This is a genomic window from Streptomyces viridochromogenes DSM 40736 (assembly GCF_000158955.1).
GTDB lineage: Bacteria > Actinomycetota > Actinomycetes > Streptomycetales > Streptomycetaceae > Streptomyces > Streptomyces venetus.
The window spans coordinates 5,416,331-5,440,523 of sequence record NZ_GG657757.1 but is presented as its reverse complement, the minus strand read 5'-3'; the positions used below and the strand labels follow the sequence as shown (position 1 = coordinate 5,440,523).

The 24,193-nt window shown below is 72.6% G+C and carries 16 protein-coding genes; 4 read left to right on the top strand and 12 right to left on the bottom strand.

Features of this window, described 5'->3' with window-relative positions; translation table 11 throughout:
* Positions 1-87: 87 nt before the first annotated feature.
* Positions 88-1,368 (bottom strand): hypothetical protein, encoded by a 1,281-nt coding sequence (locus SSQG_RS24055; RefSeq protein ID WP_003992437.1) that lies wholly within the window; start codon positions 1,366-1,368, stop codon positions 88-90.
* Positions 1,369-1,741: 373 nt separating this feature from the next.
* A complete protein-coding gene (locus SSQG_RS24050; protein WP_003992436.1) occupies positions 1,742-2,536 on the bottom strand; it encodes a class II aldolase/adducin family protein in 795 nt (264 codons plus the stop codon).
* 190 nt (positions 2,537-2,726) lie between these two features.
* On the opposite strand from SSQG_RS24050, the gene SSQG_RS24045 reads away from it, so the two are divergent.
* Entirely contained in the window at positions 2,727-3,200 is a 474-nt protein-coding gene (locus SSQG_RS24045; protein ID WP_003992435.1) for a pyridoxamine 5'-phosphate oxidase family protein, read from the top strand.
* Positions 3,201-3,230: 30 nt separating this feature from the next.
* Here SSQG_RS24045 and guaA read toward each other — a convergent pair whose 3' ends face one another.
* Positions 3,231-4,811 carry a glutamine-hydrolyzing GMP synthase gene (gene guaA / locus SSQG_RS24040; RefSeq protein WP_003992434.1) on the bottom strand — a complete coding sequence of 527 codons (1,581 nt, stop codon included), beginning with the start codon at positions 4,809-4,811 and terminating at the stop codon, positions 3,231-3,233.
* Between guaA and SSQG_RS43730 the strand changes: the two genes are divergently transcribed.
* Complete coding sequence (locus SSQG_RS43730; protein WP_338117287.1) at positions 4,732-5,421, top strand: chorismate mutase; 690 nt, start codon at positions 4,732-4,734, stop codon at positions 5,419-5,421. The two genes, guaA and SSQG_RS43730, sit on opposite strands and share 80 nt — an antisense overlap.
* A 530-nt stretch (positions 5,422-5,951) precedes the next feature.
* Here the strand turns inward: SSQG_RS43730 and SSQG_RS24030 are convergent.
* Positions 5,952-7,082 carry a hypothetical protein gene (locus SSQG_RS24030; RefSeq protein WP_003992432.1) on the bottom strand — a complete coding sequence of 377 codons (1,131 nt, stop codon included), beginning with the start codon at positions 7,080-7,082 and terminating at the stop codon, positions 5,952-5,954.
* 215 nt (positions 7,083-7,297) lie between these two features.
* On the opposite strand from SSQG_RS24030, the gene SSQG_RS24020 reads away from it, so the two are divergent.
* The gene (locus SSQG_RS24020) at positions 7,298-8,281 is read left to right on the top strand and encodes an LAETG motif-containing sortase-dependent surface protein (protein ID WP_003992431.1); all 984 of its coding nucleotides are present in this window, start codon (positions 7,298-7,300) and stop codon (positions 8,279-8,281) included.
* A gap of 176 nt (positions 8,282-8,457) precedes the next feature.
* On the opposite strand, the gene SSQG_RS24015 is transcribed toward SSQG_RS24020, so the two are convergent.
* The 7 genes from SSQG_RS24015 to SSQG_RS23985 all read right to left on the bottom strand — a co-directional run bounded on the left by SSQG_RS24015 (position 8,458) and on the right by SSQG_RS23985 (position 21,781).
* The gene (locus SSQG_RS24015; RefSeq protein WP_039933514.1) at positions 8,458-10,245 is read right to left on the bottom strand and encodes a GMC family oxidoreductase N-terminal domain-containing protein; all 1,788 of its coding nucleotides are present in this window, start codon (positions 10,243-10,245) and stop codon (positions 8,458-8,460) included.
* Between the two features lie 106 nt (positions 10,246-10,351).
* On the bottom strand, positions 10,352-11,980 hold the full coding sequence (locus SSQG_RS24010; protein WP_003992429.1) for a succinic semialdehyde dehydrogenase: 1,629 nt from the start codon (positions 11,978-11,980) through the stop codon (positions 10,352-10,354).
* Positions 11,981-12,124: 144 nt separating this feature from the next.
* On the bottom strand, positions 12,125-13,729 hold the full coding sequence (locus tag SSQG_RS24005) for a serine/threonine-protein kinase (protein ID WP_003992428.1): 1,605 nt from the start codon (positions 13,727-13,729) through the stop codon (positions 12,125-12,127).
* Positions 13,730-13,879: 150 nt separating this feature from the next.
* A complete protein-coding gene (locus SSQG_RS24000) occupies positions 13,880-15,121 on the bottom strand; it encodes a serine/threonine-protein kinase (protein ID WP_039933512.1) in 1,242 nt (413 codons plus the stop codon).
* 105 nt (positions 15,122-15,226) lie between these two features.
* Positions 15,227-16,918: a serine/threonine-protein kinase gene (locus SSQG_RS23995; protein ID WP_003992426.1), complete on the bottom strand. Its 1,692-nt coding sequence runs from the start codon at positions 16,916-16,918 to the stop codon at positions 15,227-15,229.
* A 165-nt stretch (positions 16,919-17,083) separates the two neighbouring features.
* The gene (locus SSQG_RS23990) at positions 17,084-19,585 is read right to left on the bottom strand and encodes a protein kinase (RefSeq protein WP_003992425.1); all 2,502 of its coding nucleotides are present in this window, start codon (positions 19,583-19,585) and stop codon (positions 17,084-17,086) included.
* 153 nt (positions 19,586-19,738) lie between these two features.
* Entirely contained in the window at positions 19,739-21,781 is a 2,043-nt protein-coding gene (locus SSQG_RS23985) for a serine/threonine-protein kinase (protein ID WP_003992424.1), read from the bottom strand.
* Between the two features lie 149 nt (positions 21,782-21,930).
* Between SSQG_RS23985 and SSQG_RS23980 the strand changes: the two genes are divergently transcribed.
* Positions 21,931-22,974 carry a serine hydrolase domain-containing protein gene (locus SSQG_RS23980; RefSeq protein ID WP_003992423.1) on the top strand — a complete coding sequence of 348 codons (1,044 nt, stop codon included), beginning with the start codon at positions 21,931-21,933 and terminating at the stop codon, positions 22,972-22,974.
* A gap of 28 nt (positions 22,975-23,002) precedes the next feature.
* Here the strand turns inward: SSQG_RS23980 and SSQG_RS43535 are convergent, their stop codons facing one another.
* Positions 23,003-24,187, bottom strand: coding sequence for a glycerol-3-phosphate dehydrogenase/oxidase (locus tag SSQG_RS43535; protein ID WP_003992422.1), 1,185 nt, complete (start codon positions 24,185-24,187; stop codon positions 23,003-23,005).
* Positions 24,188-24,193 lie beyond the last annotated feature (6 nt).

Below are 24,193 nucleotides of genomic sequence, written 5' to 3'. Positions count from 1 at the left end.
CGCCCGCCGATGCCGAGACCCCTCAGAGAACCATACGTATGACGAACCGGACCCGCTCAATCCTGCTGCTGCGGCTTTTTCTTACTGTCACTCCGTCACATCGACCGCGTAACGGTTCGTCTCGGCTCCGGCCGCCGTGACCACCTGCACCTCCACCCGCCCGGGCTCCACATCCGCCGGCACCGGCACCGTCAGCAGGGTGTCCGTCGGGTTGCTGAAGCCGCCGGGGACGGGCACCAACGGCACGTGGACGTGGACCGTGCCGACCCGGACGACCATTCGGGCCAGCCGGTCGGCGCCCTGCGCACCCGGCGGCACGAACCCGGCGCCGCGGATCTCGATGTCGTCACCCGTGCGGATCGGCCCGTCCAGGTCGCCCGCCTCGCGTGACCGTACGACGGAGAGGATGACCGGCCGGCCGCCCTCCGCGTACTTGCCGGCCAGGTACGTCATGGCCGACACCAGGACCACCACCGCCAGTCCCCACGGCAGGTCGGGCAACTGGTCCGGCCGCCTGGCCAGCCGTACCGCCACGAAGACCAGGGCGACACCGCTGATGACGACGTACTGGATGTCGGCGAAGGTGCCGCGCCCCGCGTCGTCGGTCAGCAGGTCGGCCGCTCGCGGGCGGTCGGCGCGTACCTTCTGCAGCCGTTGTGCCAGCACCCGAAGGCCGACCACACGCCGTACGAGGACGGCGACCCCGCACACCACGGCCAGCACGGTCACCAACCCGGCCCCGCGGGCGAGTTCCAGCCCGGAGACGAGCGCGTCCCGTTCCCCGTGCCGGGAGGCGGCGGCCAGCCGTCCCGCCAGGACGAGCACCGAGTAGGCCACGAAGAGCACCCACGCCGCGGCGACCGTACGGGAGGTGGACAGACGGTGGTCCTCACCGATCACGGGTGCGAGCGCGCCGCCCTTCGCGCGGTGGAACCACGACGCCGCCGTCAGCACACCGGCGACGGCCAGCGCGGCGGCCAGCCCGGCCGTGCGGGCCGCCGTCCAGCCCGCGCCGACCGCCGTGAGGGACTGCCCCAGCAGCAACAGCACGGCGGCCGCCCAGACCGCGGCCGTGGTGCGGCGCCACAGGCCCGTCAGCCAGGCCCGGCCCTCGGCACGTCCGCGCTCGGCGACGAGTCCCGCGGACTCCGCCAGCTCCTCCGAGACCCACTGGCGGGAGGCCGAGGCGGAGTGGGCCACCGCGGCCGGCAGGCCCTGCCCGGCGGCGAACTCGTCGCGTCTGCGCAGGAACGCGGCGACGGCCCGTCGATGTCCCTCGCGAGCCCCGTGCGGGCAGTCCCCGCAGGCGCACCCGCCTCCGTGCGCCCCGCCGGGCGCATCACCGTGCCCGCCCGGGTATCCGCTCACAGCGCCACCGGAGTACCCACCGGCGTACCCACCGCCAGGGCCGCCGGCGTACCGGCCCGTATAGGCGCCGACGCCCGTACTCGTACCCGTGTCCGCGTACGCACCCGCATCCGCGCCGCCCTGTCCCGCCTCGCGCACCGCCACGCCCGACGCCCGCCTTCCCGCGACCCAACCACCGCCGGCCTTCCGGACCCCGGAAACACCGCTGTGCAACTCCCGTGCGACGAAAGCGAATTGTGCCCTATACCACCCGGTCCACGTCCGTCCCGAGTGGTCAACACGGGTGAAGTTCGACGTGCCGTGTTGACCCGGCTGCCGGAATTCCCTTATGACCGAGCTCGTCCAGCGTGACCACAACGTACGTCTGCGCCGCCTAGCCCAGCAGGTCCGGCTCGCTGCGGCTGACCTCCTGCCACATCGGCTGGTAGTTGATCCACGCCACCAGGTCGCCGCCCAGCTGCTCCCGCGTCGCCACCGCCATCCGGTGGTCGATCCGGACCGGCCGCCCGGCGGCCTGCGCCGTCAGCTGTACCTGGCAGGAGCGTTCCATCGACACGAACCACCAGGCGGCCGCGTCCACCGAGTCGCCGACGGTCAGCAGCCCGTGGTTGCGCAGCACGAGCGCCTTGCGGGAGCCCAGCACGGCCGCGATGCGCCGCCCTTCCTCGGCGTCGACGGCGACGCCGGTGTACGAGTCGTACAGGGTGTGGTCCTCGTAGAAGGCGCAGCTCTCCTGTGTGATCGGTTCCAGGAGCTCGCCGAGGGCGGAGAGCGCCCGGCCGTGCACCGAGTGGCAGTGGGCGACGGCGACGACGTCGGGGCGGGCGGCGTGCACCTGGGCGTGCACGGTGAACGCCGCCTGGTTGACGTGGTAGGCGCCTTCGACGACCTGGCCGTCCTGGTTGGCGAGCACCAGGTCGCTCACGGTGACGTGCCGGAAGGGCATCCCGAAGGGGTTGACCCAGAAGCAGTCGGTGAACTCCGGGTCGCGGGCGGTGATGTGTCCGGACACGCCGTCCTCGTAGCCGAGGCGCCCGAAGATCCTCAGGGCGCCCGCGAGCCGTTCCTTGCGGTGCCGGCGTTCGTCCTCGACCGACTCGTGCATCGGCGGCATCGCGAACCGCAGCCGGTCGGTGGGCAGGGGCAGGGGCGGGGTGGGCCCGTGCATAGGTCCTCCAGCGTCGTTCCGCGTACGGGGCGGAAATTACCGTCGGTGAGGCCGGGAAGAACAGAACCGTTTCGTAAAGATGGAAACGAGCGCCCCCCTTGAGCACCCACGCATACCCGTGTGCCCCCAAGCTCCCGGACCCCACGAATAGCCGACAGTGGATGTCGGGTTTCGGCGCCAGACTCTCCCCATGACAGCGAACTGGGCGACCTTCGTCACCGCCGAACCCGAGCTGGCCGGCATCGTCGAGAAGCGCTTCGGCGCCTACACGCACCACGTCCTCGCCACGCTCCGCAAGGACGGCTCGCCCCGCACCACCGGCCTGGAGGTGCGGTTCCTGGGCGGCGAACTGTGGTTCGGCATGATGCCGGACTCGCTCAAGGCCCTCGACCTGCGCCGCGACCCGCGCTTCGCGCTCCAGGCGAACCCCGGCGAGGGCACAGGCATGGGCGGGGGCGACGTCCGCATCGGCGGCCGGGCGATCGAGGTCGACGACGCGCGGACGAAGGCCCGATACGCCGAAGAGGTGGAACCGCCGGAGCCGTTCCACCTCTTCCGCACCGAGCTGACGGAGGTGGTGCGCACCTACGTCGAGGACGACACGTACCTGGTCGTCCAGGTCTGGAAGCCCGGCACCGCCCTGCGCACGATCAAGCGCACTTAGGGACCCTGGGGGCCCTGAGGGCCCCGGGGCCTACTCCCACTCGATCGTCCCCGGCGGCTTCGAGGTCACGTCGAGGACGACGCGGTTGACGTCACGCACCTCGTTGGTGATCCGGGTGGAGATCTTCGCGAGGACGTCGTAGGGGAGGCGCGACCAGTCGGCCGTCATGGCGTCCTCGGACGAGACCGGGCGCAGGACGATCGGGTGGCCGTAGGTCCGGCCGTCGCCCTGGACGCCGACGCTGCGGACGTCGGCGAGCAGGACCACCGGGCACTGCCAGATGTCCCGGTCGAGGCCGGCCGCGGTCAGCTCCTCGCGGGCGATGGCGTCGGCCTCGCGCAGCAGGTCCAGGCGCTCCTTGGTGACCTCGCCGACGATCCGGATGCCGAGGCCGGGGCCGGGGAACGGCTGGCGCTGGACGATCTCGTCCGGCAGGCCGAGCTCCTGGCCGACCATGCGGACCTCGTCCTTGAAGAGCTTGCGCAGCGGCTCGATCAGCTTGAACTCGAGGTCCTCGGGCAGGCCGCCCACGTTGTGGTGGGACTTGATGTTGGCGGTGCCGGTGCCGCCGCCGGACTCGACCACGTCCGGGTAGAGGGTGCCCTGGACGAGGAACTCCACCGCCGGGCCCTGGTCCGCGATGATCTCGGCCTGGGCCTGCTCGAAGACCCGGATGAACTCACGGCCGATGATCTTCCGCTTCTCCTCGGGGTCGGAGACCCCGGCGAGCGCCTTGAGGAACCGCTCCTCGGCGTCCACGACCTTCAGCTGCACGCCGGTCGCGGCCACGAAGTCCTTCTCGACCTGCTCGGTCTCGCCCTTGCGCATCAGGCCGTGGTCGACGTACACGCAGGTCAGCTGGGAGCCGATGGCCTTCTGGACGAGGGCCGCGGCGACGGCGGAGTCCACGCCGCCGGACAGCCCGCAGATGGCGCGCCGGTCGCCGACCTGCTCGCGGATGGCGGCGACCTGCTCCTCGATGACGCTGCCGGTCGTCCAGTTCGGGGTGAGACCCGCGCCCCGGTACAGGAAGTGCTCCAGCACCTGCTGTCCGTGCGTGGAGTGCATCACCTCGGGGTGGTACTGGACGCCGTAGAGCTTCTTCTCGTCGTTCTCGAAGGCGGCCACGGGCACGACGTCCGTGGAGGCCGTGACGGAGAAGCCCTCGGGAGCGGCGGAGCAGGCGTCGCCGTGCGACATCCAGACGGCCTGCTCGGCGGGGGTGCCCTCGAAGAGGGTGGAGGACACCTTGGAGACGTGCAGGCCGGTGCGGCCGTACTCGCGGGCGCCGGTGTTGTCGACGGTGCCGCCGAGGGCCCGCGCCATCAGCTGGAAGCCGTAGCACATGCCGAAGACCGGGACGCCGGCCTCGAAGATCTCGCGGTCGAGGCTCGGAGCGCCTTCCTCGTACACCGACGAGGGGCCGCCGGAGAGGATGATCGCCGAGGGGTTCTTGGCGAGCATCTCCCGGACCGGCATGGTGCTCGGCACGATCTCGCTGTAGACCCGCGCCTCGCGGACGCGACGGGCGATGAGCTGGGCGTACTGCGCGCCGAAGTCGACGACCAGAACGGTGTCGGCGGCGCTGGCAGCGGGAGTCGCTGATGACACGGGGTGCCTTCCGGCGGTGGGGCGGGGGTCTTGTGCCACCCGATTCTACCGGGGTGCCACCGGGCGTTTTCCGGGCGCCGGGGAACGGGGCCGTCTCAGGATGCGAGCCGTGTTGGACACCTTTGGGGCGCGGGGCATACTTGCCCCATGCTCACGCACCAGACGTTCGTCTTTACCTATGGCACCCGGCCCGCCGGCTGCCATGGTCGTGCTGCTTGAGCATCTGACAAGCGACTTCCCAGGCGCCCCGGGCCGACAAGGCCCGGGGCGTCTGTCGTCGTCCGGGCCTTGCCGCTCCGGGGCACCCCCGACGAGCAGGGAGACCCTGATGAACGCCACCGACGTGACCGGCGCCCGTACCCCCGAGGCCGCCGACGTGATCACCGGCGCGCGGGAGCGCATCGACGCGCTCGACGACCGGATCATCGGCCTGATCCAGGAACGGGCGGCGGTCTCCGCCGTCATCCAGGACGCCCGGATCTCCTCCGGCGGCCGGCGCGTGAACCTCTCCCGCGAGATGGAGGTCCTCGGCCGCTACAGGGAGGCGCTGGGCAAGCCGGGCACGGCCCTCGCGATGACCATGCTGGAGCTGTGCCGGGGCAGGATCTGACGTCAGGGCCGACCGGCGGGGACAGAATCCGCGTTCCCGGGACAGACGTACGCACCCCCCTCACCCGTACGGCGCGTGACCGCCCCCGTGCCGCCTCGTTGGTCCCGGTGTCCGCGCCAGCCAGGCGCGGGCCCGAGAGAACCACGCGTGGCTCGCTGGAGTGATGAGACGTACGGATCGCTCCGTGCGTCGTGGGACCTCGCTCCAGGGAAGTGACCGGACGGCAGGGGACAGCAGCCCGGTCACCAAGAGAACGGCCGGCTCCGGGGACGCCCGGAGCCGGTCGGCGGACCTTGCAAGAACGCACGAGGCCGGGTCGGACTGCCAGAACTCGAGACCAGCGGCGCAACCCCCCGGCGCCGCTTCCCGGCACCGGCGCAGCCCTGACGTCGGTGCTGATCAGAGGAAGGGCCCCGCGGCTCCATGCCGCGGGGCCCTTCGCTCCGCGTCGGCCGTCGTCATTCGCTCCGCGTCGGCCGTCGTCGTTCGCTCCGCGTCGGCCGTCGTCGTTCGCTCCGCGTCGGCCGTCGTCAGGTGCGCGACACCGTGCCGCAGGCGTCGCCGTCGTCCAGGCTCCTGCTGCGGTCGTAGGGATCGGTCGTCGGGCCGGTGGGACGGGTCGCCTCGGCCCGGCTCAAGGGGAACTCCGGGTGCAGGTAGCCGTCGTGGACGTCGCAGGAGGAGTTGCCGATCTCCTCGTCGTACTTCAGGAGAAGCAGCCGGCCCGCCGTGACGCGGTACCGCGCGGGGTCGGCGAGTTCGACGTCGACGGCCCGGCGGACGATGGTGCGGGCGACCTCGGTGGAACCGTCCGCGCGCGTCACGGGGTAGACGAAGGTGTAGTCGGCGTGCACGGCGACGCCCCCGTGTGAGCCCTTCCCGAGCGTCATGCGCCCGCGCGTCTTGATCACGTCGCCCACCAGTCGCACCCGGTCGGGGTCGAAGCGGCTGAACAGGGTCAGCGGGTCGTGCTCCCTGCTCGGTGAGCGCAGGGCGGTGTCGAGGTCGTCGACGGTCCCGGGCTGCTGCGGGTCGAGCACCGAGAGCGCGGCCTCGGGACGTTCGCCGCGCACCGTCGCCAGGTCGAGGTTGGCGCTCACCAGCAGCTTCTTCGCGAGCTTCAGGGCCTGTTCCACGCGCCCCTTCGACACCGCGCCGACGGCCTTCGCCTCGGGCAGGACGATGCCGGCCTCGCCGTCCGCCCAGCGCAGGGCCGGGGAGCCGGCGAACGGCTCGTCCAGGGTGGGGGTTTCGGGGTCCGACGCTCCGGGCGGGGCGGTGGGCGCCGCGGTTTCGGCGGGCAGGGGGTCGGCGGCCTGGGATGTCCCCGTGCCGAAGGGGTCGCCGGGCAGCAGCGACGGCTTCAGGGCCACCAATGCCACGGCGACCGCGGCAGGCACACCGAGAACGGCCCACAGCTTGCGGCGCCGTGCGGTCCTGACGTTCCTCTCCTGCCGGACGGGATCGGTCCGCCACCCCGGCGGCGTCTCGCCCCGGGCGTCCTGCTGCCGCAGCCGCTCGGTCACCATCCGGGCCCGCGCGGACGGTTCCTTCGGTGCGGAGGCGCGGATGTCCCGCTCGGTGTCACGGGTGAACTGCTCCCAGACGTCGTCGGGGATCTCCGAGGCCGATGGTTGGTCATCGGACGGCTTGTCAGACACGAAGCAAAGATCTAAGCGTGCGGTGAGCGCCTGCACAAGAAGGTCATGGATGTGACTCAACCCACATAAGAATCCCGTGAGTGCCAGCACAACCATTCACAGGTCTCACGGATCAAACCTGCCGAACCAAGGGCCACTCCCGCGCCCCACACGCGGAGGCCTCCCCCAACGTTCGTACCGCACCCCGCGGTACGCCCGGACTCTCCGAGGTCTTCATGAAGCTTCGCCGCGCCATGGCAGCAGCGGCCGCCACGGCGGTCATAGCCCCGGTGGCACTGCTCGCGGCACCGGCCGCGTACGCGACCGACGAAACGACGCCCACGCCGAGCGCGTCGGTGAGCGAGTCCGCTCCCGAGACGTCGCCCTCGCCGTCGGTGACCGAGTCCGCGCCGGCGGAGACGACGCCGACTCCGAGCGCGTCCGTGAGCGAGTCCGCTCCCCAGACGTCCAGCTCGCCGAGCACGTCCGCGAGCCCGTCCACCCCGGCGCCGAGCACCTCCGAGCCGGAGGAGTCGGAGTCCCCGGACCCCGAGCCCTCCGTGTGCAAGGACACCAAGGTCGACGTCAGCATCACCGGCCTGCCCGGCAAGATCGCGGCGGGCAGCGGCTGGCACAAGTTCTCGCTGAGCGTGCTCAACAACTCCGACTCCACGCTCAACGACCTCGACTTCTTCGCCGGCGCCTCCGCCGACAAGGACGGCAACGAGCTGTTCGCCAGCAAGCAGGTCCAGCTCCAGGCCTGGGACCCCCAGGACAAGACCTGGGTCGACCTCAACGAAGGCGGCTTCGCGGTCGGTTACGTCGGCTACACCGACGAGCTGAAGCCCGACTACGAGGTCGACATCCCGCTGCGCCTCAACGTCACGAAGTCCGCCCCGGTCGGCGCCGGCTTCTCGCTCGGCGCGACGATCTACGGCGACAACGACGCCGAGTGCACCGGCTTCGGTCAGATCTCCTACAAGTTCCAGATCGTCTCCGCCGGTACGGACACCAACGGCACCAAGCCGCAGGAAGGCGGCAAGGCGCCCGTCACCGACCAGAAGCCGAGCGGCAACACGCCGGAGGTCACCGGCAGCCTCGCCGAGACCGGCTCCAGCTCCGCCCTGCCGATGATCAGCCTCGTCGGCGGTGCCGCGGTCGTCGCCGGTGCCGGCGCGATCTTCGTGGTGCGTCGCCGCAAGGCCGGCGTGGAGGCGTAAGCCACAGCGGCCGGTAGGCCGTAGCACCAAACGGAAGAGGGACCTGCGCTCGGAGGGGGGCGCAGGTCCCTCTTCTGTGTTCCGGGTCCTTCTGTGTGCCGGGTCCTTCTGTGTGCCGGGTCCTTCTGTGTTCCGGGTCCTTCTGTGTTCCGGGTCCTTCTGTGTTCCGGGTCGGGTTACTTCTTCGGCGGTACCGTCGGCATCCCCAGGAACGGCAGCCGCAACGCGCCGAACGCGTCCGCCGGGACCGCCGGGGACTTCGGCTCGACCGGCTGGAGACGCTCGTAGGCCGTGCCCTGCCTCGGGCGTGGGTCGGGCTCGCCCTTGTTGGGCCAGTACGACATCGCCCGCTCGGCCTGGGCGGTGATGGTGAGGGACGGGTTCACGCCCAGGTTCGCGGAGACCGCGGCGCCGTCGACGACCGAGATGCCGGGATGGCCGTACAGGCGGTGGTACGGGTCGATCACGCCGGTCTCGCGGGAGGCGCCGATCGGGCAGCCGCCCAGGAAGTGGGCGGTCAGCGGGGTGCCCATCAGTTCGCCGACGTTGGAGCCCGCGAAGCCGTTGATCTCGGCGGCGAGTGCCGACGCGCTCTCCGTCGCGGCCCTGATCTGCTTGGGGTTGGGGGCGCCGTGCCCCTGGCGGGCGGTGAGCAGGCCCCGGCCGGCGCCCGACGGTTTCAGGTACGTCGTCAGGGAGTTGTCCAGCGACTGCATCACCAGGCCGATGATGGTCCGCTCCGACCAGCGCCGGTTGGACAGGGAGCGCAGCACCAGCAGGGGGTGCTTCGCCGCGTGGGCGAGGAAGCCCAGGACGCGTGAGGCGCCCGAGCCGCCGCCGGCGTAGGGGACCTGGAGGATGGACAGGCCGCCCATCGAGTTGGAGCCCTTGCCGTAGCGGACCGGCTCGATGTGGGTGTTCTCGTCGGGGTGGATCGAGGACGTGATGGCCACACCGCGGGTGAAGTCGGCCTTCGGAGCGCCGTGTGCCTTGCGGTAGCGCCGGTCGTCGGTCTGGGCGCCGACCAGGGCCTCCGAGTTGGTGCGGGTCAGCTCGCCCAGCTTGTTTGAGACGTACCGCAGCTGGCCGCCGGTCTTCATCCGGTGCAGCAGGGTCTGTGTGCCGTACGTGCCGGCGGCGAGGACGACCTGGCGGGCGGTGTAGGTCCGGCCCTTCGCCTTGCGGCGGTCGTCCGTGGGAAGGGTGGCGACCGCGTATCCGCCGCGCGAGTCGTCGGTGACCGAGACGACCGTCGTCAGCGGGTGGACGACCGCGCCGGCCTTCTCGGCGAGGTACAGGTAGTTCTCGTTGAGGGTGTTCTTGGCGCCGTGGCGGCAGCCGGTCATGCACTCGCCGCACTCCGCGCAGGCCCTGCGGGACGGCCCCGCCCCGCCGAAGTACGGGTCGGGCACCTCCTGTCCGGGCTTCGCCTTCGCCGCCCCGTCGGCGTCCTCGCCGTCGCCGAAGAAGACACCGACGGGGGCGAGGTGGAAGGAATCACCGCAGCCCATCCGCTCCGCGGCGGCCTTCAGGTGGACGTCGGAGGGGGTCATGGTCGGGTTCAGCCGTACGCCCAGCATGCGCCGGGCCTGGTCGTAGTACGGCTTCAGCTCGTCCTGCCAGTCGGTGATGTCCCGCCACTGCGGGTCCTCGAAGAACGGCTTCGGCGGGACGTAGAGGGTGTTGGCGTAGTTGAGGGAGCCGCCGCCGACGCCGGCTCCCGCCAGGACCATGACGTTGCCCAGGAGGTGGATGCGCTGGATGCCGAACATGCCGAGCTTCGGGGCCCACAGGTAGTTCTTGAGGTCCCAGGAGTTCTTCGGGAGGGACTCGCGGGTGAAGCGGCGGCCTGCTTCCAGGACGCCTACCTTGTAGCCCTTCTCCGTGAGGCGCAGGGCGGTCACCGAGCCGCCGAAACCGGAGCCCACGACTATGACGTCGTAGTCGTAAACGTCCTGGCGCACGTGTTCTCCTCGTCGAGTGTCGTGTGCGGGCGATCCGTGGTTGCTCGCGCCCACGCGGCGGAGCCGCACATCGATACAGCCCCGCGCCCCTTGAAAAGTAGGCCGGTTACCGGAACCTCAGTGCCTTCATCAGGCGGAGACTGCGGCTCATGAACTGGGCGTACTTCTCGTCGTCCATGCCCAGGGAGGGAGCCATCGGGAGGACTCGCTGGTGGGCGACCGTCTGCGCCTCGGTGTACTTGAGGATGCCCTCGGAGCCGTGGCGGCGGCCGAGGCCCGAGTCCTTCATGCCGCCCATGGGCGACTGGACGCTGCCGTAGGCGGGTGCGTAGCCGTCGTTGATGTTGACCGTGCCGGTGCGCAGGCGGGCGGCGACCTCCTGGCCGCGTCGGCCGTTCCTGGTCCACACCGAGGAGTTCAGGCCGTACGCCGTGGCGTTGGCGCGCTCGACGACCTCGTCCTCGTCCTTGAAGCGGTAGATCGAGACGACCGGGCCGAAGGTCTCCTCGGCGCAGACGGACATGTCCGTGCCGACCCCGTCGAGGATCGTGGGCTCGAAGAAGTACGGGCCGATGTCGGGGCGGGCCACACCGCCGGCGACGACCTTCGCGCCCTTCGCCACCGCCTCCTCCACGTGCCGGGTGACGGTCTCCAGCTGGCGTTCGCCGACCAGGGAGCCCATCTCGGCGCCGTACGCCAGGGACGTGCCGAGGCGCATCGCCCGGGTACGGGCGGCGAAGCGCTCCAGGAAGGCGTCCGCGATCGACTCGTGGACGTAGAGGCGCTCGATGGAGATGCAGAGCTGGCCGGCGGAGGAGAAGCAGGCGCGGACCGCCCCGGCGGCGGCCTTCTCGATGTCGGCGTCCTCCAGCACCAGCATGGCGTTCTTGCCGCCGAGTTCGAGGGAGACGCCGACCAGCCGGGCGGCGGCGCCCTGGGCGACCTCGCGGCCGGTGCGGGTGGAGCCGGTGAAGGAGACGTAGTCGGCGTGCCGGACGACCTCCGGGCCGACGACGGGGCCGTCGCCGAGGACCACCTGGAAGACATCGGCGGGCAGGCCGGCCTCGATCAGCAGGTCACGCGCCCACAGGGCGGTGAGGCAGGTCTCGGTGTCCGGCTTCATGACGACCCCGTTGCCCGCGACGAAGGCGGGGAGCGCGTCGCCGACCGACAGCTCGAGGGGGTAGTTCCAGGGGGCGATCTGGCCGACGACCCCGCGCGGGTGACGCAGTTCGGTGACCTTGGTGAGGGTCGGCATGGCACCGGCGTGCCGCTTGGGCTTGAGGTAGGCGGCGGCCCTGCGGCCGTAGTGCCGGGCGGCGACCGCGACGGCCTGGACCTCCTCGTGGGCGTGCAGGCGGGCCTTGCCGGTCTCCAGCTGGATCAGGTCGAGCACCTCGGCCTGGCGTTCCAGCACCAGGTCGTGGAAGCGGAGCAGGACGGCGGCGCGCTGCCGTACGGGGGTCTGCGCCCACACGGTCTGGGCGGCACGGGCCAGTTCGAAGGCCCTCGCCACGTCCTCGGGCGTCGACTCGGGGAGGTCGGCCAGCTTCTCGCCCGTGAACGGCGAGTGGTTGGCGGTACGACCGGAGCCGACCACGCCCTTGGTGAGCTGGGCGACCAGCTCGGGGGTCACCACGTCGGCGGCGGTGCGGGCTCCCTCCGGGGCGGGGGCGAGGGGGTTGGTGCCGGTCTGTGCCGTGCCGGTCTTCTCCGGGGCGTGCGCGTCCGTCATGAGGCGCAGGGTATGCCTCGGCGGAGCCTTTGGGTACCCGTCGGTAATACGGCTTCACCGAGTGCACACACGACGCCAGTGGCTGCTGGCAACGAACGCCCTGATCAGGGCGTTGTGCGGTGCGGGCCGGTGTGATCCGGCCTTTTACGATCCAGGACCGATACCGAGCCGGTCGCGGGCGCCCTCGAAGACCGAGACGCCTTCCTTCTCCTCCGGCGTGCCCTTCGGCATGTCGACGCGCAGTTCGTACACGCGGTCGTCGTCGGTGCGGATCAGTACCCGCATGACCCGCCTGGGGGCGTCGTCCAGGTGGTAGGTGGTGTCGGTGGTCCCGGCCCGGTCCGTCGGGGAGTCCGGCGCCTTGCCCACCTTGTCCGCCTTGTCCCACTGGAGGAGGCGGACCTGGATCGTGCCGCCGCGTGGGTCGCCGTAGAGCACTGTGCGGGGCTGGTCGGTCGCACTGCCGGTCCGGTCGAGCGGGCGGTAGTGGGGTGGGAGATGGAGTACGGCCGCCATGTCCGGCTCGGGATGCGGGATCCAGGTGTCCGTCGTCCCGGCGGCGGTCTGTTCGGCGCTCTCCGCGCTGCTGGTGTCGGCGAGGTGGGTGGCGGTGCCTATGCCGCCGGCGAGCAGTGCGCTGAGGAGGGCCAGGGGGGCGGGCCGGAAGAGGCTGTGGCGCTTGGGTGCTGCCGGGTCGTGCCGTGCCGTCGAGTCGTGCCGTGCTGTCGGGTCGGTGTCCGGCGGATTGGTCTTCGACGGGTCGGGTTCCGACGGGCCGGCGGCCTCTTCGGGGTGCTCCGGACCGGTGTCCTGCGTGAACTCCCGTGTCCGCTCGGCGTCCTGGTGCTGCTCCTCGGCCGGCGACGGCCCCGCCACCGCTGCCAGTTGCTTCGCGACCTCCTCGGCGTCCGGCCGCTCCCCGGGGTCCCGCACGAGCAGCCGTGCGATCAGCGGCCCGAGTGGTCCGGCCTGCTTCGGGTCGGGCGGGTCGGCGGCGAGGACCGCGGCGAGCGTGGACTCCGGCGTGGTCCGGCGGAACGGGGACGAGCCCTCGACGGCGGCGTACAGCAGGACGCCCAGGGACCACAGGTCGGAGGCGGGGCCGGCGATACGGCCGGACATCCGCTCGGGGGCGACGAACTCCAGCGAGTCGCCGAACCCCCCGCCGGAAGCCGGGGTCTCCTCCCCCGACTGGTGGGCGATGCCGAAGTCGGTGAGGACGACCCGGCGGTGCGGGCCGAGCAGCACGTTGGCCGGTTTCACGTCCCGGTGCACGATGCCGACGGAGTGCGCGGCACGCAGCGCACCCACGACGGCGAGGCCGATCCGGGCGGCCTCGCGCGCCTCGACCGGCCCGCGCCCGAGCACCGCGTGCAGGGACTCGCCCGGCACCGACTCCATGACGATCCAGGGAAGCCGGTCGAGCGTGTCGACCGCTTCCAGGCCGTCGCGTGCGTCCGGCTGCTCCGCCTCGACGACCACGTCGTGGATGGTGACGGCGGCGGGGTGGTCGACACGGGCGGCGGCGCGGGCCTCGCGGTAGAGCAGATGGGCGGCCCGCCGGTAGCTCTCGTCGTCCGGGTCGCCCGGCAACCGGGGTTGTCTGACGGCGACTTCGCGCTCGGCGAGCTCGTCATGGGCCCGCCAGACGGTGCCCGTCCCGCCGGAGCCGATGCGCTCGATCAGCCGGTAGCGCCCACCGACCAGCCGGCCCCGGGCGTCGCCCACCCCGCCCCCGTCGTTGCTCATGCCCCATCAGTACCCCGCGGGGCGGCTCCTTGTCGACGCGGGGCCGTTTCCCTGCCGGTGCCGGGTCGTGTCAGGTCCCGTCGATGTCCAGGTGCGCGATCGTCGTCTCCTCGTACTCGCCGTCGTCGTCGCCGGCGGCTCAGGCGTCCGCTACGGCGGCATCTCGGTCGCGGACCCGTGCCGCGCTGCTGGGCTCGTCCCGGCGGGGCTGGTCCCGGCGGCGCTCGGAGTGGCGGCTCCGGGTGAGGTCGTGCGGCTCGGGGAGGGGGTGCCGGTGCGGGGTGTCTCCGGCGCCGAAGTCGTCGGCGCGGGCCCGCCGTCCCCGTCCCGGTGCATGAGCAGCGCCGCCGCGGACACCCCGGCTCCGGCCATCGCGGCGACCAGCAGCGCGGCCACCAGCATGCCCCGCGAGGACTGCCGGGCGGGTACCTCCGACGCGGGCGGAGACGGGGGCGGCTGCGGTTGCCAACCGGGGGCGGCCTGCCGGGCCGTCGCCTGCCGGCCCGCCGCGCCCCGTTGTTCCGCGGGCGGGTACTCGGGCGGCGGCGACTGCGGCGTGCGGCCCGTGTCGCGGAACGCGCGCAGCATCCGTTCGGCCCGGTCCGCGTCCAGCCGCCGGTCCGGGTCGCGTTCCAGCAGGCCCTGTACGACGGGCAGGAGCGGCCCGGCCTGTGCGGGTGGCTGGATGTCGCCGACGACCACCGCGTGCAGGATGCCGCCCAGCGAGTCGCGGTGGAACGGCGACTCGCCGCTGAGGGCCGCGCACATCAGCGCGCCCAGCGACCACAGGTCGGACTCGGGACCGGTCCTGGCCCCGGACATCCGCTCCGGCGCGGTGTACTCGGGCGAGCCGACGAAGGAGCCGTTCTCGGTGAGCGTGGGGGAGCCGGGGACCTGGGCGATGCCGAAGTCGGTGAGGACGACCCGGTCGGTGCCGGCCTCCAGCAGCACGTTCTCCGGCTTGAGGTCGCGGTGCAGGACCCCGGCAGCGTGCGCGGCGCGCAGCGCGCCGAGCAGGTCGATGGCGATGCGCGCGGCCTCGGCGGCGTCGACCGGGCCCTGGCCGGCGAGACGGTCTGCGAGCGAGCCGCCCTCGATCAACTCCATGACGATGTAAGGGCGTTCGTCGTCCTCGACGACGTCATGGACGACGATGATGTGCGGATGGCTCAGCTGGGCGACCGCCCGGGCCTCGCGCAGCGTACGGTCCCGCTGCCGGCGGGCGTCCGCCGCGGAGAGCGTCTCGTCGTACGGGAGTTCCTTGACCGCCACGCCCCGGCGGAGCAACTGGTCGGTCGCCCGCCAGACCACGCCCATGCCACCGCGCCCGAGCCGCGCCTCGAGCCGGTAACGGCCCGCGATGACACGCATGTTGTGCCCCTCGGTCACCATGCGGCAATCATGCCCCACCGGACGGATCGGCTCCGGGTCGGCGCTCGCCAGTGGCCGAAACAGACGGCCCGCGTCAGAAGGGCCGGGCGTCAGGAGGCGCCTGCGTCAGGAGGTCTTCTCCTGCCAGCCCTGGAGCAGCAGGGTGAACTGCTTGCGGGCCTTCGCCCAGTCCCGCGCGGGCGACGACATGTAGAGCGCGTACTCGGTGCCGTCGCGGGCTATGTACGTCTCCTCGATGGCGCGGCGCGGGCCGGGGAACGGGGTGTCCTTCGCCCGCGCGGTCCAGGTGTACTCCCACAGGGCGCCGCCCCGGTCACGGTAGACGTTGCGCTCCAGGGTGACCCGCTTGTAGTCGGCGAGATCCTGCAGTTGCTGCTCCAGGTCGAGCTGGTGCGCGTACGGGTCGCCGAAGTCCGGGGAGGTGTCGACGGCGATCCGGACGAAGTGCCGGCCGCCGTCGGGCGTGTAGTCGATCTGCTTGAGTTCGCCCTGCGGGCCGAAGGGCTTGCGCTTCCAGCCCTTGGGCAGGGAGAGGCTGAAACCCGCGGGGTCGTCGTGGCGGACCCAGTTGCCGGATCCCGATCCCCCGGACTGCTGTGTGCTCATGGGATTCGGGGAGCCTGAGGCGGCGCCCGGCGTCTGCCGGTCCTCGTTCCACTGCTGGAGCACCACGGCCGTGGTCCCGCCGATGATGGCCGCGAGCGCGACCACGAGGGCGACGGTACGCAGCCTGCGGCGCCGACCCGACCGGGTCTGCTGCGGCACGGACGGCTGCCGGGCCGTCGCCGACGGGCCGACCGTGGTGGGGCCGGTCGCCGGAGTGCCGGTGACGGGGGTCCCGGTGGCCGGGGTGCCGGCGAGCGGCGGGAGCGGTGTGCGGGTGTGCGATCCCGAGCCGGTGCCGACCGTGCCCGTACCGCTGTGGACGTCTCGGTACGTGCCGCCGTACTGCGTCGGCACATACGCCTGTGCCCCGCTCGGGCGTCGCCCCTCCGCCGCCTCGGCGAGCAGGTGCTCGGCCTCGGACACGTCGGGCCGGGTGGCCGGATCCTTGCGCAGCAGGGCGCTGATGACGGGGCCGAGCGGACCGGCGTGCTGCGGCTCGGCGGCTTCCTCCTCGACCACGGCCTGCATGGTGGTCAGCGGTGTGGTGCGGCGGAACGGCGAGCGGCCCTCGACCGCCGTGTAGAGCGTCGCGCCGAGCGCCCACAGGTCGGAGGACGGGCCCGGGTCGTGGCCGCGCACCCGCTCGGGCGCCAGGTAGTCGACCGAGCCGACGACCTCTCCGGTGCGGGTGATGGTCGTGTCGCCCTCGATCTGGGCGATGCCGAAGTCCGTGAGCAGGACGCGTCCGTCGCGGCCGAGGAGGACGTTGCCCGGCTTGATGTCGCGGTGCAGGACGCCGGCGGTGTGCGCGGCGCGCAGGGCCCGCAGCACCCAGAGGCCGATGCGGGCCGCCTCGCGCGGCTCGACACGCCCCTCCTCCTTGACCGCGTCCGCCAGGGAGCGGCCCTCGACCAGCTCCATGACGATCCACGGGCGGCCGTCGTGCTCCAGCACGTCGTGCACGGTGACGACCGCGGAGTGGTTGATCCGTGCGGCGGCCCGCGCCTCCGCCCGGGTGCGGGCCAGCAGGATCGCCTGCTCGCTCTCGGAGACGTAGAGGGCTGCCGTCAACTCCTTGATGGCGACGGACCGGTGCAGCACTTCGTCATGGGCGCGCCACACCCGGCCCATGCCGCCGCTGCCGATCGAGTCGGCGAGCCGGTAGCGGCCCGCGACGATCTGGCCCTGCATCTGATTCACGTTGCCCCGCAATGGTCTTGACAGGGTCAGCGTAAGGACCCGCCCTTCCCCAGGGAACAAGCGGGGTACCACGGTGACCGCACTGTGACGGTTGTCGCCTGTCGGGACGGGAGGCAACCAGAGGTTGAACTACGCGTACAGTCGGCGCGCCGGTTCTCAGCCCGTCGCCTTGTAGGTCGCCGCCGCCTGCTCGTACAGCCGCGTCACCTCGTCCCGTTCGGCTTCCGGGCCGCGCACCTGCACCACGTGGTACCGACCGCCGATCAGCATGGCGAGGTTGCGCACGTACAGCTCGCCGCCGTCACCGCCGGTCCAGGTGAACTGCCCCTCGGCCATGGTGCGTCCGCCCACCTCAATGGTCTTCAGCCCGGTGGAGGTGGCCCAGCTGGAGTCGCGGTACGGCTGCAGCTCGCGCTCCTTCTCCCGCTGGTAGTCCATCGGATCGCCGCCGTACCGCGACGCGCTGTCCCGGCCCGGTACCACGATGAGCTCGAAGTCGCCCTTCGCGTACACGACTTGGCCGCTGCCGTTCCGCGGGGTGCGGTCCCAGCCCTTGGCCACGGCGACCTGGAAGCGGGCCGAGTCCTTGCGCAGGGTGAAGCCGTCGGCGACCTCGGGTCCGGTGGTCTGCGTCTCGGTGGAACCGGCCGACGTCGACGGGCTCCGCTCCGGCTCGGGCGATGTCTGATCCGGCCTGGGCTCGCTGCTGGCGTCGGGATCGGGCGCCTGGCTGACCTCGCCGGCGGCCCCGGTGCGGTCCGTGCCGTTCGCGCCGTCGGTCCGCGACTTGGGCATGAACAGCATGGCGTAGGCGATCGCCGCGGCCATCGCGAGCAGGACGCACAGCAGCAGGGTGCGGCCGAGGCGGCGCGGCGACCGGGATTCCTTGGCGCGTTTGTGCCGCCCGTGGTGCGCGGGCAGCCCGGCCCGCCGCCTGCGCACGAGCTCGCCGCGGCGGCGTACGACGGGCAGCCGGCCGGCGTCGGCGGGCGGTGCCGCGACCACGTGCACACCGGCGTCCGGTTCCGGCGCCGAGCGCACGAGCGAGCGCAGCCAGCCGCGCAGTTCCTCGAAGTCGAGGCGCTCGGTGGGGTCCTGGCGCAGCAGCGACTCCACGACCGGCCGGAGCGGCCCGCACTCCTCGGCGTACGCGGGCGGTTCGGAGCACACCATCTGCACCAGTTCGGCCGTCGACTCCTCCGGGTAGGGCGCGTGTCCCTGGACGGCCCGGAAGAGCAGCGCACCGAGGGCCCACAGGTCGGTGGCGGGACCGATCGGCGCGGCCAGCTGCCAGTTCTCGTGCACGGGGCCGGCCTGCTCCGGCGCCCAGCGCTCCGTCACGGGCCCCACCACGGCCATGCGTGCCTGCCGGGCCCGCTCGGCGGCGAGTGCCGTGGCCGGGCCGCGCCGAGGAGCGGGGGTGTGCGCGACCAGGTCGTCCCACCGGGTGGGAGCACTCGGGTCGGCGGTGTCCGCGGCCGGCGGGAGGGCCGCCTGGTCCTGGCTCGGCGGTGTGGGTGTGCCGCCGGGGCCGCTTCGGGGGGTGGCGCCGTGCCAGCCGGTCGTCCGGGGGGCGCCGCGCACGCCGTAGGGGTCGGCTATCTGTCCCGGCGGGACCGCGCCGGACCCCGTGTTCTGCCCGGGGACGTACGGCGACTGCGCCGAGCCGTTGCTGTGGGGCGCGGGCCCGCTGTCCGGGGCGGGCCGGGCACCGGGCAGCACCGCCCGGCCGTTCTGCTGCGCCTCCTGGACCCGGGCGGCGGCCCTCGCGCCCGCCCGGTAGGCGGCGATGGCCCCGGCGCGCGCGGCGCGTGGGTCCGCGCCGTCGTCCGGACTCCTGCGGGCGGGCACGACCGAGCTGCCACCCGTCGTGCCGCCCCCGGCCGCCGGCAGCCCCCTGGACTCCCGGGCCTCTATGGCGGCACGCCGCGCGGCCTCGGGGTCGCCCGAACCACCGGCGCCGCCCGGGCTGCCGACGCCGTGGGGCGGCCCGGAGGGGCCGTTCTCCGGCCCCGGACCGGGGCCGGGCTCGTCGAAGGCGGGAGGCGGAACCGGGTCGTACCCGCACAGCGCTTCCTCCGCGGCGCCCACCGCCAGCCCGGTCAGCATGATCCGGCCGTCGTCGCAGACGAGGACCGTCCGCGGGGTGATGTTGCGGTGCACCCAGCCGTGGGCGTGCAGCACCCGCAGCGCCATGAGGACGTCGGAGGCCACCTCGGCCGCCCGGTAGGGCGTCAGTGGCTTCTCGGCGAGCAGCGCCGCCAGCGGACGGGCGGCCACCAGCTCACTGACGATCCACAGCGAACCGCCCTCGGCGAAGACGTCGAAGACCTGGTCGAGCCGGGGATGGTCGGGGATGGCCGCGGCGGCCTGGGCGGCCTCCACCGCGCGCCGTACCACCGGGTCCGTGGGCCGCCGGAGGCCCGGACGCCCGCCGGGCCGACGGGCGCCGGCGTCACGCGCCGTGAATCCGTCGGGCAGCCCCTCCGCGTCGAGGACCTCCGCCTCGACCACTTCCGGCAACGGCACCTGCCGGACCAGGACTTCCTGCCCGCTGTAGGTGTCGAAGGCCCGGCTCTCGGTGAGTTCGTACTCGTCGGACGGCGGCAGCGGCAGGCGGTAGCGGTCGGCGAGTACCCGACCCGCATAGTCGTCCACGATGCCTCCCCCGCCAGCCTGGTCCGTCACATCCGTGCGCTCCACGGCCCGTTCCGGCTGCGCACGGTCCGCAAATATTTACGATACGTGCCGCGGGCAACCCGCATCGTGAGGATGCCAGATCTGCCTCCCCAAACCCGGCACCGCTCATGCTCAGGACTTGGGTTCGAAGGTCTTCGTCAGCGTCCGCCACGCCGCCTTGCGCAGCTCACCGCTCCAGTCGGCCGCCTTCGCCGTGTACATCAGCGCGTAGCCCTGCCGGTCGTCGACGACGAAACCCCGGTCGATGGTCCGGTACCGGGTGCCGCCGTCGGCGTAGGTGAACTCCCAGTCGGCCGTGTTCCAGCCGCGGTAGGCCACCTTCTCTATGCGGATCTTCCGGTACTGCGCGCGCTGCATGTAGCGCTCCTGGTTCTTCCAGTCCGCCACCGGGTCGCCCTTGGGCGTGGACGTCCAGGCGATGAGGAGCTTCTGCCCGTCGGGCCCGGTGAACCGGTCGCCGGCGGCACCCGTGGACTGGAACTTCCATCCCTTGGGCAGGCCGATCGAGTACCCCTGGTTCCCCTGGTGCGTCGACTCGGCCGCGGTGCCCTTCCCGGCGGACCCGCCCTCCGACTCGCCCGAAGACCCGCCCGTCGGCGTGCCGTTCGAGGAGGGGGCCGACTCCTCGGGCGGCGACGCCGCGTTGTCGGTGCGCGTGCCGTCGCTCTCGTCGCGCTTGGTGTCGGCGCCGCTCGACGCGGTGGCGACGGTCCTGCCGCCGTTCTTCTGGCCGGCGGCACCCTTCGAGCCCTTGTCGTCCCCGCTGAGGACGACGGCGAGCACGGTGCCGACCACGGCGAGCGCCACGACCACCGCGATGATCAGCAGGGTGCGCCGTGGCACCACGTCGGTGAGCGGCGCCCTCGGCACGGGCCTCGGCGGCAGGTCCGGCGGCGGCACCACGGGCCATCCGGAACTGCGGCCCCCGGAGGCCGTCTTCGCCTCCTGCGCACTGTGCTCACCGGCACCGGCACCGGCAGCCGCACCCGAGGTCGTCCCCGGTCCGGGCTTGGCCGCGGACGCGCCGGCGGTCCCGGCCCGGCCCGTCCCGCCGTCGGACCTGGACGACGCCGTACCGCTCTCGGCCTCGGCACGGGCGGCGGCCGACGCCCCGGCCGTTCCCGCCGCGGCCTTGCGCACGGAACGCAACGCCCCGCGCAACCGCTCCCCGGCCTCCTCGCCCCGCTTGCTCCCGGCGCCCGCCGAACTCCCCTTGCGCGAGGAGCGGTCCGGCTGCGCCGGCAGCGGCACGACCTTCGTCGCGTCGAGCGGCTCCGGCTCGGCCCGCTCGGGCGCGTGGAGGACCGAGTTCAGCATGGCGCGGGCGCCCGCGTCGTCGAGCCGCTCGGCGGGATCCTTGGTGAGCAGGCCGCGGATGACGTCCGCCAGCGGGCCCGCGTTCTTGGGCTCCTCCAGCGGCTCGGTCATCACGGCCGTGAGAGTCGCTATGGCCGACCCCTTGTCGTACGGCGGCGCGCCCTCCACCGCCGCGTACAGCAGCCCGCCGAGCGACCACAGGTCGGCCGCCGGGCCGGGCTTGTGCCCGCGCGCCCGCTCCGGGGAGATGTAGGAGGGCGCTCCGACGAGCATGCCGGTCGAGGTGATGGACGGGTCGCCCTCGACCTGGGCGATCCCGAAGTCGGTGAGCACGACCCGGCCGTCCTCGGCGATCAGCACGTTCGACGGCTTCACGTCGCGGTGCAGGATGCCCTCGCGGTGCGCGGACCGCAGCACGTCCAGGACGGCCAGCCCGACCTCGGCGGCGCGCTTCGGTTCGAGGAGGCCGTCCTCCCGGATGACCTCGGCGAGCGACTTGCCCTCGACGAGTTCCATCACGATCCAGGGCCGGTCGTCCTCCTGGACGACGTCGAAGACCGTCACGGCGCTGTTGTTGCGGATCCGCGCGATCGCCTTGGCCTCGCGCAGCGTCCGCGTGATCAGCCGCCGCTTCTCCTCCTCGTCGATGTTCGACGGGAACCGCAGTTCCTTGACGGCGACCGTCCGTCCCAGGGTCTCGTCCTGGGCCCGCCACACCGTGCCCATGCCTCCCCGGCCGAGCACCTCGCCGAGCCGGTATCGCTCCGCGAGGAGACGATCCCTGTTGTCCTGACGAGTGTCCTGACGGGATGTGCCCGCCCGCTCCGCCTCCGACATGCGTCCCCTCATACAACCCGCCCTGACAGAGCCTCCATTGTCTCTCACCCGACAAGTGCCCAGCGCCCTGGGGCCCGCCCACCGGGAACCCGGGTGCGGCACGCCCGGCGCCACCTTGCATGATGGGCCCGGACCAGGGAGGAGGCCGCATGCCGCCGTTTCGGACATTGCTGGCGCTGCCTGTGGCCCTCGCCCTCCTCGGCCTGCCCCAGGCCGACTCCTCGGCCCTCCCGGCGCGGCCCGCGGACGCGGTGCTCCCGCTGCTGGTGACCCGGGGCGGAGCTCCCGCCGCGGCCCTGCTGGCCCGCGAGGGGAGTACCACCCGCTATGCCCACGCCGGGCGGGGAATCGCCCGGTCGGACCACTTCCGCGCCGGCAGCGTCACGAAGACGTTCATCGCGACGGTGGTGCTGCAACTGGCCGCCGAGCACCGGCTGTCGCTGTCCGACACGGTGGCGGAGCACCTGCCGGGCCTGGTGCGGGGAGCGGGCAACGACGGCCGCGCGCTGACCCTGCGTTCCCTGCTCACCCACACCAGCGGCCTGTACGACTTCACCGCGGACACCCGCGGAAGAGCGCCCGTCACCCCCCGTGAGGCCGTACGGATCGCGGTCACCCATCCTCCGGGCACACCAGGCCGCTTCTCCTACTCCAACACCAACTACGTCCTGCTGGGCCTGGTCGTCCAGCAGGTCACCGGCCACTCGTACGCCACGGAGACCGAGCGCCGCATCCTCACCCCGCTGCGTCTGACGGGCACCTCGTTCCCCGGATCCCGCTCCTCACTGCCGTCCCCGCACGGCCGCGCCTACGACTCCGACGGACACGACGTCACCTCGCTCGACCCGCGCGTGGCCGGGGCCGCGGGCGAGTTGGTGACCACGCTCGCCGATCTGGACCGCTTCTACGCGGCCCTGCTCGGCGGCCGGCTGCTGCCCCCGCGCCGGCTGCGCGAGATGCGCGACACCCGTGCCTCACACGGCGCGTACGGCATGGGCCTGTTCCCCGAGAGACTGCCGTGCGGCACCACGGTGTGGGGCCACAACGGCTACATATCCGGCAGCTATGTGCGCGTCGCGGGCACCGCCGACGGCCGACGGGTCCTCACCCTCCGCGTGAACACGGACGCGATATCGGACCCGGAACTCGAAGCCGAGGTGCTCGCGGCCGAGTTCTGCCCGCGCGCCTCGTGACGGCGCAGGGCGCCTGCGACGGGGGTGCCTACAACGGCACGATGTCCGGCGCCCCCAGCCGCGCCGCGTCCGCCGTGAGGTCGTCCGGCTGGCGCTGCGACTCCCGTTCGGCCTCCACCCGCTTCTCGTAGTGCTGGACCTCGCGCTCGATCTGGTCCTTGTCCCAGCCCAGGACCGGTGCCATCAGCTCGGCGGCGTCGCGGGCGCTGCGGGTGCCCCGGTCGAAGGTCTCGATCGAGATGCGGGTGCGCCGGGTCAGTACGTCGTCCAGATGCCGTGCCCCCTCGTGCGAGGCCGCGTAGGCGATCTCGGCGCGCAGATAGTCGTCGGCCGCCGGCAGGGGCTTGCCCAGCGACGGATCGTCGACGATGAGCTCGAGGAGCTCCTCGGCCATCGCCCCGTACCGGTTCAGCAGGTGTTCCACCCGCACCACGTGGAGGCCGGTCCGGGCGGCGATCCTGGCCCGCGCGTTCCACAGCGCCGGGTAGCCCTCGGCCCCCAGCAGCGGCACCTCCTCGGTGACACACTCGGCGACCCGCATGTCGAGCCCGTGCACCGCCGCGTCCACCGCGTCCTTGGCCATGACCCGGTACGTCGTGTACTTGCCGCCCGCCACGACGACCAGCCCGGGAACGGTATGCGCCACGGTGTGCTCGCGCGACAGCTTGCTGGTGGCGTCCGACTCGCCCGCGAGCAGGGGGCGCAGCCCCGCGTACACGCCCTCGACGTCGTCCCTGGTGAGGGGCACCGCGAGCACCGAGTTGACGTGTTCCAGCAGGTAGTCGATGTCCGCGCTGGAGGCGGCCGGGTGCGCCTTGTCGAGGTCCCACTCGGTGTCGGTCGTTCCGATGATCCAGTGCCGGCCCCAGGGTATGACGAACAGCACGGACTTCTCCGTGCGCAGGATGAGCCCGGTCGTGGAGTGGATGCGGTCGCGCGGCACGACCAGGTGGATGCCCTTGGACGCCCGGACGTGGAACTGGCCGCGCTCTCCGACCATGGCCTGTGTGTCGTCCGTCCACACTCCGGTCGCGTTGACGACCTGCTTGGCGCGGACCTCGTACTCCCCGCCTCCCTCGACGTCCTGCACCCTCGCGCCGACGACCCGCTCGCCCTCGCGCAGGAAGCCGGTCACGGGCGCACGGTTGGCCGCCTGTGCGCCGTACGCCACCGCCGTGCGCACCAGGGTCGCCACGTAGCGGGCGTCGTCCATCTGGGC